Origin of the sequence: Haloarcula quadrata, from assembly GCF_003634715.1 — an archaeon.
Lineage (GTDB): Archaea > Halobacteriota > Halobacteria > Halobacteriales > Haloarculaceae > Haloarcula > Haloarcula marismortui.
The window spans coordinates 199,916-214,045 of the sequence record NZ_RBWW01000001.1 but is presented as its reverse complement, the minus strand read 5'-3'; the positions used below and the strand labels follow the sequence as shown (position 1 = coordinate 214,045).

Genomic DNA, 14,130 nt, shown 5'->3' with positions numbered 1-14,130 from the left:
AAGCCTAGGCCCGGCGGCTACATGGCACCGGCGACGCCGCTGCCGATGGCAGCCCCGCAGCTGTCACAGGCGACGAGGTAGAACCGTTTCGAGGCCCTAAAGAAGCCCGTCGTCGACTCCATGTCGAGGAACTCCACGTCGTCCGGGTCGGCCATCTCCGCTTCGCATTCCGGGCAGTGCACCATCAGGCTGCACCTCCGTTGGACTTTGCGCCGGCGACGCCGCTACCGATAGTAACGCCACAGGCCGCGCAGTTGGCAGTGTAGAAGCGCTTGGAGGCTTTGATAAACCCGGTGGTCGCGTCCACTTCGACGAACTCGATGTCGTCGGCCGTTTCGAGCGAGGTCTCACAATCAGGGCAGTGTACCATACATTCCTGACACCTGCCGAGTCCGGCAAAAATCTTGTGTGGGTTTCTGGCGTCTGGTCGGAATACCGGCGCTGTATTTGTCTGCCTCGCTGCCCGCCGGCTCGTTATAGCCTCCGCTACGACGGCGTTTTATCGTCACTCTCGGCAATATCAGTGATGTCGGTGGACACCGCCAGTATCGAATCGAACGTATCCGTCCCATCGGGGTTGATCGGGACCACTTGGAGCTAAACGTCCGTGGCCATCGCTGAACTGACAGTCGTGAGCGGCTTCTGCCCCTCGAAACGGCCGAAACAGTGAGGGTCAACCAACCGAAAGAATACTCTAGCTAGGAACGTACTATGGGCAGCAAATCCGTTCTATTCGTCACAACTGACGGAGTGGATGCACCCGCTCTCGAATCCGCTCTCACTGAGACGACGGCTTCGATCACGCAATTGAGCGACCTCACGGCCCTCTTTGATACGCTCACCTGTTCGACGTTTCACGCGCTTGTCCTGCCTGCAACAGTTGACGGACAGTCCGGGACTGATATCGCCTACGGGGTCAGGAACCTGTTTCCCGATCTACCGGTGATCATCGCCGGCGAGGACCCGGAAGCAGTCCCGGATACCCTCGAGGTGACGGCCGTTGAGCCGTCGGCACGTCTCGAAGACGCCGTCGCCGAGGCCGTCCGGGATAGCCTCGGTGCCGAGCCACCGACTGTCGCTGGACGCCCACCGTCCCCGATGGAGACGCTGTTACTCTCCCTGTTCAACGAACTGCCGGACCACCTGTATGCGAAAGACGAGCAGGCCCGACACGTCCTAATGGGTCGGGGGTTCAACGAGCCGACCGACCGACTCGGTCTCACTGATGTCGAAGTCCCGGAACTGGCCGAGGAACACGCGAGAGCGGCCCTGCGTGATGAGATGGACGTTATCGAGGAGGAAACAGACCGGGTCGAAGTGGAGGAGTTCCTCGACCTTGATGCGTCGTACGTTCGCACTCGCAAGATGCCGTGGTACGATTCCACTGGCGACGTTCAGGGTATCATCGGACACACTCAAGATATCACTGACCGAAAGCTCCGCGAGCACGCGTTTCGCCGCCAGAACGAACGGATGGTGAAAGTCGCACTCGTGGCGTCTCATGAGCTTCGAAACGAACTGCAGATCGCGTACGGGCGACTCGAAGAGCTGGCTGACTGCGACGGTCCGACCGCCGACATTGCCGAGTCGCTGTCCCAGATTTCTGCGATTATTGATACCGTCGTTGAACTCTCTACGAGTGACCCGAATGGCCCGGTCCAGCACGCCGAGATCGAACAGGTCCCGAAGCGAGAACACGTGTGGCTCTCCCGTCTCAGTCGAGAGGTGTGGGACACGCTCGCTGACAGTGAGGCATGCCTGACTTTCGATGGGGACACCCGTATTGTCGCCGATCAGGAGTCTGCCGGACTGTTGCTCCAGATACTGTTCCAGAACGCGCTTGAACACGCCGGACCGTCGGTCACCGTCACCGTCGGCCTGACGGCAGACGGCTTCTTCGTCGCAGATGACGGCCCGGGCATCGATGTCGAACCACCGGAACGGGTGTTCGATGCGGGTCACACTGCTGTCGCAGAGAACACTGGATTCGGACTCTATGTCGCCCGACGGGTCGCCGCTGACCAGGGGTGGACGGTCACAGCAGCGGAGAGCGAGTCGGGCGGTGCCCGATTCGATATCGGAAACGTCGACTGTCCCGAATAGCGGGCGGTCAGTCGACCCTGGCGACGCTACCGCTCTGTAAGCAGGCAGCGCTCCGGACTCACACCCGTTGGCCTGTGCGTTCGTGCGGCGGACCCTGATACCCTCCCGAAGGGAAAGGTATAGCACGGTCGCTGCCGGATGTTCCGATATCATGACCACGACCGGTGAGGAACGCGAGCGGGGGTTCGATCATACGGAGATCGAGCCCCGGTGGCAGCGCACGTGGGACGAGGCCGACGTGTTCCGGATCGACGACGACGAGACCGACCCGGAGTACGTGCTGGCGATGTTCCCCTACACGTCCGGAAGCCTCCACATGGGCCACGTCCGGAACTACACAATCACGGATGCTTACGCCCGCTTCGAGCGGATGCGCGGCGAGAGCGTCCTCCACCCGATGGGGTGGGACTCCTTCGGCCTCCCGGCTGAGAACGCCGCCGAGGAACGCGACACCAACCCGCGGGACTGGACGATGCAGTGCATCGACTCGATGCGTGACCAGCTCACGGAGATGGGCTTTGGCTACGACTGGGACCGCGAACTCGCGACCTGTGAACCCGACTACTACCAGTGGAACCAATGGCTGTTCAAACAGTTCCGCGAGGAAGGGCTGGTCGAGCGTCAGGCCGCCGAGCTGAACTGGTGTCCCTCCTGTGAGACTGTCCTCGCCGACGAGCAGGTCGAGGGCGAGGAAGAACTGTGCTGGCGCTGTGACACGCCCATCGAGGCCCGCGAGATGGACCAGTGGTTCTTCACTATCACCGACTACGCCGAGGAACTGCTCGAGGACTTAGACGACCTCGAGGGCTGGCCGAACAACGTCCGGGAGATGCAGCGTAACTGGATCGGCAAGCAAGAGGGGGCGAGCGTCGCCTTCGAGGTCGGCGACTACGGCGAGGTCGACATCTTCACGACCCGTCTGGACACCATCCACGGGGCGACGTTCTTCTCGCTGGCTCCCGGTCATCCCGTCGCGCAGGAGATCGCCCAACAGAACGACGAGGTTGCGGAGTACATCGAGACGGCAGAGCAGGCCGACGAGGATGAACTGGACGTGACTTCCGGCGTGTTCACCGGCGAGTACGCGACCAATCCCGCTACTGGCGAGGAGATTCCCGTCTACGTCGCCGACTACGTGCTGACCGACGTGGGAACCGGCGCGCTGTACGCCGTGCCGGCCCACGACGAGCGCGACCACGAGTTTGCCACACACCACGACATCGACATCGTGCAGGTCGTCGAACCGACCGACGACGCGGACGCTGACCCCGAAGACATCGACGTGCAGGAAGCGGCCTACCCTGAAGACGGCGTGCTCGTCAACAGCGGCGAGTTCGACGGGCTCAGTAGTAACGAAGCCCGCGACCGCTTCGTTGAGGAGTTTGACGGCGAGCACCGAACGGAGTACAACCTCCGCGACTGGGGTATCTCCCGCCAGCGCTACTGGGGCACCCCGATTCCGATGATTCACTGCGACGACTGTGGCTACGTCGAGGTCCCCGACGAGGATCTCCCCGTCGAACTGCCGGAGTTCGTCCACACGACTGGGAACCCGCTGGACGCCGCTGAGGAGTGGAAGCAGGTTGATTGTCCGGACTGCGGTGCCGACGCGGTGCGGGAGACGGACACGATGGACACCTTCGTCGACTCCTCGTGGTACTTCCTGCGGTACACCTCGCCGGAGATGGATGAGGCTCCCTTCGACGCCGAGCGGGCCAGCGACTGGATGCCGGTCGACCAGTACGTCGGCGGTATCGAACACGCCGTGATGCACCTGCTGTACGCCCGCTTCTTCACGAAAGTGCTTGACGACCTCGACATGGTTGATGGCGTCCGCGAACCCTTCACCAACCTCACGAACCAGGGGATGGTGCTTGGCGAGGACGGCAACAAGATGTCGAAGAGTCTGGATAACGGCGTCTCACCCCAGCGCATCATCGAGGAGTACGGCGCGGACACGGCCCGACTGTTCATCATGGAGGCCGCCCAGCCAGAGAAGGAGTTCGCCTGGAGTCCTGAGGGTGTACAGTCCGCCCACAGCTTCCTCCAGAACGTGTACACGCTGGTTTCGGCCTACGCGGAGGGTGAGGCGGGGACCGCCACTGACACGGAGAATGGGGCCGACATCGCGGACTACGTCGCCCGCGAAATCGACGCGACGGCAGCGAACGCGACGGCGGAGTTCGAGGACTTCCGGTTCAACCACGCGCTGCAGGCCGTCCGGGAACTGGTGTCGCTGCTGCGCCGGTATCAGGAGGCGACCACCCCCGATGCTGACACCTTCGAGCGCGGGCTGGCGACGGCGGCGAAACTGCTCGCCCCGGTTGCTCCCCACGCCGCAGAGGAGATGTGGGCCGAACTGGGCCATGACGACCTCATCGCCGAGGCCGAGTGGCCGGCCGCCGACGCCCCCGCCGACTACGAGATGGAGCGCCGGCTGGTCGAAAACACTCGCGAAGACATCCGCGACATCGTCGAGACGGTCGGTATCGAGGACCCGCAGACCATCACGCTCGCGATCGCACCGGGGTGGAAACACCGCGTCCTCGACCTCGCCCGGAACGCTGACGGCAACGTCGTCGGGACCGTCATGCAGGACGAGGACCTGCGCGAGCAGGGCGAGGCGGCCGCGGACTTCGCCAAGGAACTGGCCGGCCGCGCACAATCGCTCGACGAGCAACTCCCGCCCGAGCGCGAACAGGCAGCGCTCGAACGGGCCGCGTGGCTCATCGAACGGGAGTTCGGCGCTGACGTGGTCGTGCAGGGACCCGAGGAGGCGGACCCCGACCTCGTCGGCAAATCCGGTCCCGGCCGACCGGCCATCGATATCGAAGAATAGCTCGCAGTCGTCCGATTTTCGTCTGTCGCGGCCTACTCGGCGCTAACTAGCCCAGTGTCGACGAGGTCTTCGAAGACGCTCGCCGCGTGGCCGTCGGGACCGACCCGTTCGTAGACGGCGACGACGCGTTCCCGTGCGATAACGTACGTCGTCCGCTGGCTCCGTCCGTCGACGAGTGGCACGTCGAACGCTTCACACAGTCGCCCTTCGGGGTCGGCCAGCAGGTCGAAACTGATGTCGTTCGCTTCAGCAAAGTCGCGGTGGCTCTCGACGCCGTCGGTCGAGACGCCGTACACTGAGACGCCCGTGTCTTCGAACCGCTGTGCGTGCTCCTCGAACTGTTCTGTCTCCGTCGTACAGCCCGGCGTGTCGTCCGCCGGATAGAAGTACAGCACTGTTGGCTGCTCGAAGTTGGGCTGGACCGCGTCGCCGTGCTGGTTCGTCGCCCTGATCGTCGGTACGTCGGTACCGGGTTCGAGTACCATCGTCAGTTTACAGGGATATCTGTCCCGTCGTCGTCCTCGTTGTGTCCAACCTTCGCCAGCCGCACAGTGAGAACGCCGCTGTCGTAGCTCGCGGTGGTCTCACCGTCGTCGACGGCTTCGGGGAGGCGAACCGACCGGCTCAGCGACTGCTGACGGCGCTCGCGCTGGACGTACTGGCCGTCGGTTGATTCCCGCTCCTGTCTTGATGTGGCGCTGATGGTGAGCTTGCGGTCCTCGACAAGCTGGACGTCGATGTCCTCGCTGTCGTAGCCGGGCAGGTCCGCGTGGACGAGGAAGGCGTCGCCCTTGTCGAGGACGTCGACCGGGATAGCGCCCATGTCGACGCCGAACTGCTCTCCCAGCATATCGAACGCGCGCTCGATTTCGCTGAACGGATCGCGGTCAGACATACACGGGGGTACACGGGCCCGGGACTTAACGCTTGAAGCGGGGCCGGCGGTGTTTCGCCGGCTCAGTTGACGACCGTCTTGGAGTCATACGACCCGAGCCGGCGGACCCACCCCTTCCCGGCGATGTCCTCGATATCAGCGAGAGCCTCCTGCGTGCGCTGCTCGTAGAGACCGGCCGAGATGTCGATGTGGAAGACGTAGTCCCCGAGCCGCTCACCGCTGGGCCGGGACTCGACGCGGGTGAGGTTGATGTCGCGGTCTGCGAACGGCTCCAGCAGTTCAAGCAGGAGGCCGGGGTAGTCGACGTCGGGATAGACAATAAAGGAGGTCTTGCCGCCGGCCTCGCTGCGCTCGCTCTTCGGGGCGACGACGACGAAGCGGGTGGCGTTCGAGGACCGGTCCTGAATGTCCTCGGCGAGCACTTTCAGTTCGGTGCCGTTGGTCGCGTTCTCGGGGTGGCCGATAGCGGCGATGTCAGCGTCGCCACGGGCGCGCTCAACGCCGCGGGCCGTCGACGCGACGGCCTCGACATTGACGCCGGGGTAGTGCTCGTCGAGCCAGCCGCGACACTGAGCCAGCGCCTGTGCATGGCTGGCTACCAGTGAGAACGAGTCGTCCTGTGCGAGCAGGGCGTGGCGGATCGGCGTGATAACCTCCTCGACGACGGCAACGTCGTACTCCGCGAAGGCGTCGAGCGATTCGGTGACAGAGCCCTCGATGCTGTTTTCGACGGGGACGACGCCGCGCTCGGCCTCGCCGTTGGCGACGGCCTCGACGATGGCGGTCACTGACTCGGAGAAGGAGATATCGTCGTCGGTGACTGCCTGTGCGGCGCGGTGTGAGTAGGTCCCCTCAGGACCTAAGGTAACAGTGGTCATACCCGGGGTACAGCGGTGGGAACCAAAAGAACCGTGGTCATCGGCAAGCGCTGTGTCGCCGCAGTGTGCCGTGATTCAGGACAACCGCGCCCGCTCCTCGTCAGTGAGGTCGATGGCGCTTGCAGCCACGTTCTGTTCGAGGTGGTCGAGACTGCTGGTTCCGGGAATCGGGAGTGTCACGTCCGAGTGCCCCAGCAGCCACGCCAACGCGATCTGGTAGGGCGTGGCGTCGTGGCGCTGGGCTATCTCATCGATACCGTCGACGCTGCCGAGGTCGCCAGCGCCGAGCGGGAACCACGGGATGAACCCGATACCGTAGCGCTCGCAGGCTTCCAGCACGTCCTCGTCGTCGCGGTGGCTGAGGTTGTACTGGTTCTGGACCGTCACGATGTCGACGATGTCTCGGGCGCGGTCAAGTTGTTCGACGGAGACGTTCGAGACGCCGATGTGGCGGATCAACCCTTCATCCTTCATCTCGGCGAGCGCGTGAATCAAATCTTCGAACGGCGTGTCGGGGTCCGGTCGGTGGTACTGGTACAGGTCGATAGGGTCCATCTGCAGGCGGTCCCGCGAGCACAACTGGGCGTTGCGCAGGTAGTCCGGGTCGCCGTGTGCCAGCCAGTCCGCGTCGGTGTTACGGAGCAGGCCGCCCTTCGTCGCGATGACGAGGTCCTCGCGTTCGGTGTCGAGCGCTTCGCCGATGAGCCGCTCCGAGACGCCCGGCCCGTACGAATCCGCCGTGTCGATGAAGTCAACACCGAGTTCCACCGCCCGCTTCAGTACGGCGTGAGCGTCCGTCTCGTTGTCTGGCTCGCCGATGACATCATCACCGGTGAGCCGCATCGCGCCGAAGCCGAGCCGGTGGACCGTGAGTTCGCCACCGATATCGAACGTCTCACTCTCGTTTGTAACCATGTGAACACGGTTGTCCGCACGCCTGAAAATAGCCGCGTCGGCGCAGGTCGTCGGTGTCGACACCTCACGCAGCCCGCTCACTCGCTGCTACGGTGGAACAGCGCAAGGTGAACGAGGAGGTAGCGTGAGGCGTAAAAAACCGTCACGCTGGCGACAAAGGCAAACAGCGAGACGGCCGCAACTGACAGCCCGAACCCGGAGGCGACGAACGGGTTTCGACCCGTGAACGCGATGTATGCGGACACTGCGTCACCGCCGCCCAGACCCACAGCGAACAGGCAAAGCGAGAGGACAATCGCCAGGCCGCCGGTTCCGAGGCCGACGTACCGCGCGAAGTCCTCGGCGTTGAGCGCCGCGTGCGCCTGTCGCTCGGTCAGCGGGGCGAGCCGGACCCGGTAGAGAACTGACCCGACGAGTAATGTCGCACCGAACAACTGGAGGAATCCGCCGAATACCCCGAGCAACAGCACTTTCGGCGAGGCGAGGTCGGGGTTAATCGATGGCAGAAACGCCGCGGTGCTGTCCGGATACAGCCCGTAGACCGGGAGTAACAGTGCCAGCGCGCCAAGCAGGGCGCTCTGGAGCGCGAGCGTCCGCGGGACAGTCTGTCTGAGATACGAGTGGCGTTCATAGCGGAGTCGCTCGTACGTCGACCCCGAAATGATCGCCTGGGCGATAGTGTCGTCGGGCTGTGAATCAGTAGACATATGTTACCGGTTCCTATTTACCGACAGTTTACTCAATCCACAATATAACCCTTTTGCACGGCGCAAAATTATGACTCTCTAATAATAAACGCTATCAGAGTTGTATTAAAACATAATGGCCCTTCACGAACCAGCCCAGAACGTTCTCAGCGCGTGTGAACCGCTTCGCCGCGTGCTGCTGCGGCCGCCTCGTGGACCGCTTCGGAGAGTGTCGGGTGCGTGTGGATCGTCCCGGCGATGTCTTCCAGCCGCGCGCCCATCTCGATGCCCAGCCCGAGTTCGGCGATGAGTTCAGACGCCTCCGGACCAACGATCTGTGCCCCGAGCAGGAACTCCTCGTCGGCATCAGCGACGACGCGGACGAACCCTTCCTTCTCGTTGACCGTGAGCGCACGGCCGTTGGCTCGGACCGGCATCTGTCCAATGACCGGCTCGAAGCCCGCCGCCTCGGCCTCCGACTCAGTCATCCCGACGGTCGCGATTTCGGGGTCGGTGAATACCGCGGCGGGAATCGCCTGGTGGTCGAACGCGGCTGGCTCACCGGCGGCGGCTCTCGCGGCAACCTCGCCCTCAGCCATCGCCTTGTGGGCCAGCATCGGTTCTCCGGCCACGTCACCGACTGCAAACACCGACTCAAACGCCGTTCGGCACTGGTCGTCGGTCGGAATGACGCCGTTTTCGTCCGTCTGGAGGTCGATGTTATCCAGCGCGAGTGTATCCGTGACCGGCTCGCGGCCGACCGCGACAAGACATTTCTCGGCGTTGTACTCAGTGACCGCCTCGTCTTCGTCAACGGTCTGGACGCGAATGCCCTCGTCTGTCTCCTCCCAGTTGTCGGCCGCCTCGCCGAAGTTGAAATCGATACCCAGCTCCTCGGCGCGGTCCCGAACGACCGCCGCGATATCGTCCTCGTAGCCGGGTAACACGTCCTCGAGCATCTCGACGACGGTGACCTCCGCACCAAGCTTTGCGAACACCGTCGAGAGCTCCATGCCGATATAGCCCGCGCCGACGACAAGCAACTTCTCGGGGACCGATTCGAGCGCGAGCGCGTCTTTCGAGGAGAGGATGTGTTCGCCGTCGAACTCGAAGCCGGGGACCGCCATCGGTCGGCTCCCCGTCGCAACGATGGCGTGTTCGAACGACAGCGACTCCGAGCCCTGCCCATCGCCGCCGTGGGCGACCCGGACCGTCCCGTCGTCGACGAACTCGGCGGTCCCCTCCACCAGATTGACGCCGGCGTTCTTACACAGCGATTCGACGCCCCGTGTCAGCCGTGTGACGACGCCGTCTTTCCACTCGGTCATTCCGGCCATGTCGACGGCCGGGTCCGCGAATACGCCCATCGACTCGGCCTGCCGAGCGTCGTGGGCGACATCCGAGGCCGAGATGAGTGCTTTCGAGGGGATACAGCCGTGGTTCAGACAGGTCCCGCCGTAGGCATCCCGCTCGACAAGCGTCGTGTCTAGTCCCAGTTGCGCACCCCGGATCGCAGCGACGTAGCCGCCCGGACCGCCGCCGATAACAAGCAGTTCCGTTCCCGTAGTGACATCTCCAACGACCATAGCGGTGCCTCGTCCGGGTCCGTGAAAAGCTATCGCCCTTCAGCTCGCTGTCGTCTCTCACCTGCGCCGTCGGTACAGGTAGTACCCGATGACCGGCACTGACACCGCAAACGCCGCGAGCAGTGTCGCCCCCACAGCGTGGGCGATGCCGGCGAGCGCATACAGCGGTGTGGGGGTCCAGTCCCCGTCGGTCTGCCGGAGGTGTCGACTGTCGAGAAAGAGGGCGACCGTGAGAAGCAGGCTGAACAGCACACCCGCCCAACTGGCGAGGACGGTCAGGGCAAACGCGCCGAGGAACGTTCCGAGACTCCCCTCACCGGCCGACCCCGACGAAATGACTAGTTCCATCCCGACTCGGGAGAGGGCAGCACAGCCCGGAACCAGCACAAACAGCGTGGCTAACCCGTACCAGACCCACGTGTCTCTTGTGGAGGGCATCACGAGCCCTGTCGTTCCAGTGACTGGTCTGGTTTTCGGTTGCGAACCCGGGCAGTCACTCCAGCAGGAGTCGCGTCGGGTCCGACAGATACTCCTTGAGCGTGTTGACGAAGCGCGCCGCGTCGGCGCCGTCGATGACACGGTGGTCGATTGCCAGCGAGAGCGGGAGCGTAGGTTTCGCGACGACTTCGCCGTCTTCGGCCACCGGCCGCTCTTTCAGCGCCCCGATACCGAGAATCGCCGTCTCGGGGACGTTGATGATCGGACTGGCATACTCGCCGCCGATGACGCCGAAGTTCGTAACGGTGAACGTCCCGCCCTGCATCTCTGATCGCTCGATGTCTCGCTCTCTGGCCCGCCCGACGAGGTCGTTGACCTCGCCGGCGAGTTCGACCAGCCCCTTCCCGTCCACGTCGTTAACGACCGGGACGACAAGCCCGTGGTCGGTTGCCGCCGCCACGCCGATGTTGTGGGCATCCCTGTAGACGATTTCCTCGTTTTCGGTGTCAAGCGCCGTGTTGAGCACCGGGTGCTTGTCCAGCGCCGCGGCGACGCATTTCACCACAAACGGTGTGTACGTCAGCGTGACATCGCGCTCCTCGGCGAGTGGCGCGAGTCGCTCACGGGCCTCGACGAGGCCGGACACGACTACTTGGTCGTGGTGGGTCGCGTGGGGCACTTCTCGACGCGAGCGCGCCATCTGCTCGCCGATAGACCGGCGGACGCCACGGTACGGTTCGCGGCGCTCGCCGTCGCCTGTCTCGACGGCCCCAGTGCCGCCCGCCTTGGCTGCCCTCCCTGTCGCGCCGCCTTCGGCGCTGATGGCTTCGGCATCGGCCGCCTGTGCAGCCTGCTGGGCCTCCGCGTACGTCCGGACGGCGGCCTCGTCGACGTAGGGCTGGCCGTCCCGCGTCTGGTCGGTCGGGACGGCGTCGATATTCACGTCGAGTTCACGGGCGGCCTTTCTGGTGGCCGGCGTCGCCAGCGTCTGGTCGCGACTGGCGGCTTCCTGTCCGTCGCCGGAGACGCTTTTGACGGCTGACTTGACAGCGGTCCCGTCGTCTGTGTCGCCCGCGTCGACCTGTGAAACCGCTGCGGTCGGACTGTCCCCGTCGCCGGACGCCTTCGAAACGACTGACGTAGGGCTGTCGTCACTGGCAGTCGCCTCGTCGGCCGACGCTGTGGCCGCCTCGACATCCCCCTCTGTGACACGGCCGCCCGGTCCGCTTCCGTCGACGGCCGCGATGTCGACTCCCTCCTCACGGGCGAGTCGACGCACGCTCGGCGAGGCGAACACGCGGCCATCAGCCGTACTTGTGCTTGCACCCGACTGCTCGTCAGCCGCTGCGGCTTCGCTCGCAGCGCTGTCTGCCTCCTCTGTGTCGCCTCCTGCCGATTCGGCTTCGTCTGTATCGCTGGCCGCCGCGTCGGCCGTTTCGGCGTCGCCCTCTTCGGCAATGGTGATGAGCACCTCGCCGGTCTGCACCATCTCGCCGACTTCGGCGTGCAGTTCCTGTACGACGCCGTCGACCGGTGACGGCACGTCGACGGCGGCCTTGTCGGTTTCCACCTCCGCAAGAACCTGATCCTCGGTGACGGCGTCGCCCGGCGAGACGCGCCAGGTCAGCACCTCACCCTCTGCGACCCCTTCACCGAGGTCTGGGAGATTGAATTCGAACATGCGTCAGAACTCCACTGCCTCTCTGATACCGTCTTTGATGCGGGCGGGTTCGGGGAGGTAGTAGTCCTCTAACGCGTACAGCGGGTACGGCACGTCGAAGCCAGTCACCCGCGTAACGGGGGCCTCCTGATACAGCAGGACTTCCTCCTGAATGGTGGCGATGATTTCGCCGGCCAGCCCGCCGGTTTTGGGCGCTTCGTGGACGACGGTTGCTCGTCCGGTCTTTTTGAACGACTCGACGATGGTCTCGGTGTCCATCGGCGACAGCGTTCGCAGGTCTATCACTTCGGCGTCGATGCCCTCCTCGGCCAGTTCTTCGGCTGCTTCGACCGTCGGCCGGGTCATCGCACCCCATGTGAACACGGACACGTCAGCCCCCTCGCGGCGGACCTTCGCCTCGCCAAGTTCGACGGTGTAGGGGTCGTCGGGGACCTCCTCGCGGAACGACCGGTAGATGAGCTTCGGTTCGAGGAAGATAACGGGGTCCGGGTCACGGATTGCCGCCGTCAGCAGCCCCTTCGTCTCCTTCGGCGTCGATGGGACGACCACCTTCAGCCCCGCCTCGTGGACGTAAAACGCCTCCTTGGACTCGGAGTGGTGCTCCGGCGCACGGATGCCGCCGCCGTACGGTGCGCGAACGGTGAGCGGGCAATTGTATCGGCCGCGGCTCCTGTTCCGAAGCCGGGCGGCGTGACTGACAATCTGGTCGAACGCGGGGTACATGAACCCGGAGAACTGCATCTCCGGCACCGGCCGGAGCCCGTAGGCGGCCATGCCGATAGCCGTCCCGACGATGCCGGCCTCCGCGAGCGGCGTGTCGATGACCCGGTCGTCACCGAACTCCTCGTGGAGCCCCTGTGTCGCCCGGAAGACGCCGCCGTTCTTCCCGACGTCTTCCCCCATCACGACCACGTCTTCGTCCCGTTCCATCTCGCCGTAGAGCCCGTCACGGACGGCCTGTACGAGCGTCAAACTCTGTGTGTTCGCGTCCTGTGTGCTCATTCCAGTAGCACCTCGTCGCCGTGTCGCGCGCGCAGTTCTTCGAGGTAGTCCAGTTGCTGTTCGAGTCGCTGTGGCATCTCCGCGTACACGTCCGCGAACATCTCCTCCGGTTTCGGTCGCTCCGTCGCCTCAGCCTCGTCGATGGCCGTAGCCACCTCATCCTGAACCGATTCGTCGATGGCGTCGACCCGCTCGTCGTCGAGCAGGCCCCGGTCCCGGAGGAACGCCTCCATCCGCGGAATGGGGTCTTTCTGCTTCCAGCGTTCGACCTCGCTGTCGTCGCGGTACACCGACGGGTCGTCAGCAGTCGTGTGTGCGCCAAAGCGGTACTGCACCGCCTCGATCATCGTCGGGCGGAGTTCACCCTCTGGTGGGTCGTGCGCCTTGTCGACGGCCTCGCGGGTCACCTGATACACCGCCAGCGGGTCCATTCCGTCGACCTGGACGCCGTCGAAGCCGTAGGCGTTGGCCTTCTGGGCGAGCGTCTCGCTGGCCGACTGGCGCTCCCGTGGCACCGAAATCGCCCACTGGTTGTTGTTACAGAAAAACACCGCTGGCACATCGAACACGCCAGCGAAGTTCAGGCCTTCGTGAAAGTCGCCCTCGGAGGTCGCACCGTCACCGAAGTACACGAGGGCAGCGGTGTCATCGCCCTTGAGTTTCGATGCCCACGCGGCCCCGGTCGCGTGCGGAATCTGCGTCGCAATCGGGACCGCAAACGAGAACGCCTGAACGTCTTCCGGCGGCGAATTACCCGACTCCGACCCCATCCAGTACAACAGGTCGTCCGACAGGGGCCATCCCTTGACGTACATTGCGAGATGTTCCCGGTAGCTCGGGAACGCCCAGTCGCCGTCTCGCAGCGCGAAGGCGCTGCCGACCTGCGAGGCTTCCTGTCCCGACATGGGGGGGTACGTTCCCATCCGGCCCTGTCGTTGCAAACTCACCGCCCGCTGGTCGAAGTGCCGGCCGAGTTTGAGATACCGGTACATCTCCACCAGTTCGTCGTCCGAGAGGTCCGGGACGGTTGCGCCGTCGACCACTGTCCCGTCTTCATCGAGAATCTGTACCCTGTCCGCTGGGTCGCGCTGGAGGACACTCATAGAA

At 64.3% G+C, this 14,130-nt stretch carries 14 protein-coding genes; 2 read left to right on the top strand and 12 right to left on the bottom strand.

Features of this window, described 5'->3' with window-relative positions; all coding sequences use genetic code 11:
• Positions 1-17: 17 nt before the first annotated feature.
• Positions 18-185: a hypothetical protein gene (locus tag BDK61_RS23190; RefSeq protein WP_167467350.1), complete on the bottom strand. Its 168-nt coding sequence runs from the start codon at positions 183-185 to the stop codon at positions 18-20.
• On the bottom strand, positions 185-370 hold the full coding sequence (locus BDK61_RS01090) for a hypothetical protein (protein WP_004960172.1): 186 nt from the start codon (positions 368-370) through the stop codon (positions 185-187). The genes BDK61_RS23190 and BDK61_RS01090 overlap by 1 nt, the downstream gene beginning before the upstream one ends.
• A gap of 341 nt (positions 371-711) precedes the next feature.
• Here BDK61_RS01090 and BDK61_RS01085 point away from each other — a divergent pair, with 341 nt between their 5' ends.
• Together BDK61_RS01085 and leuS are read left to right on the top strand one after the other, a co-directional pair.
• Positions 712-2,103 carry a sensor histidine kinase gene (locus tag BDK61_RS01085; RefSeq protein WP_121302072.1) on the top strand — a complete coding sequence of 464 codons (1,392 nt, stop codon included), beginning with the start codon at positions 712-714 and terminating at the stop codon, positions 2,101-2,103.
• Positions 2,104-2,254: 151 nt separating this feature from the next.
• Complete coding sequence (gene leuS, locus BDK61_RS01080) at positions 2,255-4,942, top strand: leucine--tRNA ligase (RefSeq protein ID WP_121302071.1); 2,688 nt, start codon at positions 2,255-2,257, stop codon at positions 4,940-4,942.
• Positions 4,943-4,974: 32 nt separating this feature from the next.
• Here the strand turns inward: leuS and BDK61_RS01075 are convergent, their stop codons facing one another.
• The 10 genes from BDK61_RS01075 to pdhA all read right to left on the bottom strand — a co-directional run bounded on the left by BDK61_RS01075 (position 4,975) and on the right by pdhA (position 14,126).
• Positions 4,975-5,427 carry a peroxiredoxin gene (locus BDK61_RS01075; RefSeq protein WP_004960583.1) on the bottom strand — a complete coding sequence of 151 codons (453 nt, stop codon included), beginning with the start codon at positions 5,425-5,427 and terminating at the stop codon, positions 4,975-4,977.
• Between the two features lie 2 nt (positions 5,428-5,429).
• Positions 5,430-5,837 (bottom strand): Hsp20/alpha crystallin family protein, encoded by a 408-nt coding sequence (locus BDK61_RS01070; protein ID WP_121302070.1) that lies wholly within the window; start codon positions 5,835-5,837, stop codon positions 5,430-5,432.
• Between the two features lie 62 nt (positions 5,838-5,899).
• Entirely contained in the window at positions 5,900-6,715 is an 816-nt protein-coding gene (gene pheA / locus BDK61_RS01065) for a prephenate dehydratase (protein ID WP_004960588.1), read from the bottom strand.
• Positions 6,716-6,790: 75 nt separating this feature from the next.
• Positions 6,791-7,630 (bottom strand): aldo/keto reductase, encoded by an 840-nt coding sequence (locus BDK61_RS01060; protein WP_121303873.1) that lies wholly within the window; start codon positions 7,628-7,630, stop codon positions 6,791-6,793.
• Between the two features lie 77 nt (positions 7,631-7,707).
• Complete coding sequence (locus tag BDK61_RS01055; protein ID WP_004960594.1) at positions 7,708-8,337, bottom strand: hypothetical protein; 630 nt, start codon at positions 8,335-8,337, stop codon at positions 7,708-7,710.
• 146 nt (positions 8,338-8,483) lie between these two features.
• A complete protein-coding gene (gene lpdA / locus BDK61_RS01050) occupies positions 8,484-9,902 on the bottom strand; it encodes a dihydrolipoyl dehydrogenase (RefSeq protein WP_121302069.1) in 1,419 nt (472 codons plus the stop codon).
• A 57-nt stretch (positions 9,903-9,959) separates the two neighbouring features.
• Positions 9,960-10,250 carry a hypothetical protein gene (locus tag BDK61_RS01045; protein WP_121302068.1) on the bottom strand — a complete coding sequence of 97 codons (291 nt, stop codon included), beginning with the start codon at positions 10,248-10,250 and terminating at the stop codon, positions 9,960-9,962.
• Positions 10,251-10,395: 145 nt separating this feature from the next.
• The gene (locus BDK61_RS01040) at positions 10,396-12,021 is read right to left on the bottom strand and encodes a dihydrolipoamide acetyltransferase family protein (RefSeq protein ID WP_121302067.1); all 1,626 of its coding nucleotides are present in this window, start codon (positions 12,019-12,021) and stop codon (positions 10,396-10,398) included.
• Positions 12,022-12,024: 3 nt separating this feature from the next.
• Positions 12,025-13,023, bottom strand: a complete 999-nt coding sequence (locus tag BDK61_RS01035; protein ID WP_121302066.1) for an alpha-ketoacid dehydrogenase subunit beta — start codon at positions 13,021-13,023, stop codon at positions 12,025-12,027.
• The gene (gene pdhA, locus BDK61_RS01030) at positions 13,020-14,126 is read right to left on the bottom strand and encodes a pyruvate dehydrogenase (acetyl-transferring) E1 component subunit alpha (protein WP_121302065.1); all 1,107 of its coding nucleotides are present in this window, start codon (positions 14,124-14,126) and stop codon (positions 13,020-13,022) included. The genes BDK61_RS01035 and pdhA overlap by 4 nt, the downstream gene beginning before the upstream one ends.
• Positions 14,127-14,130 lie beyond the last annotated feature (4 nt).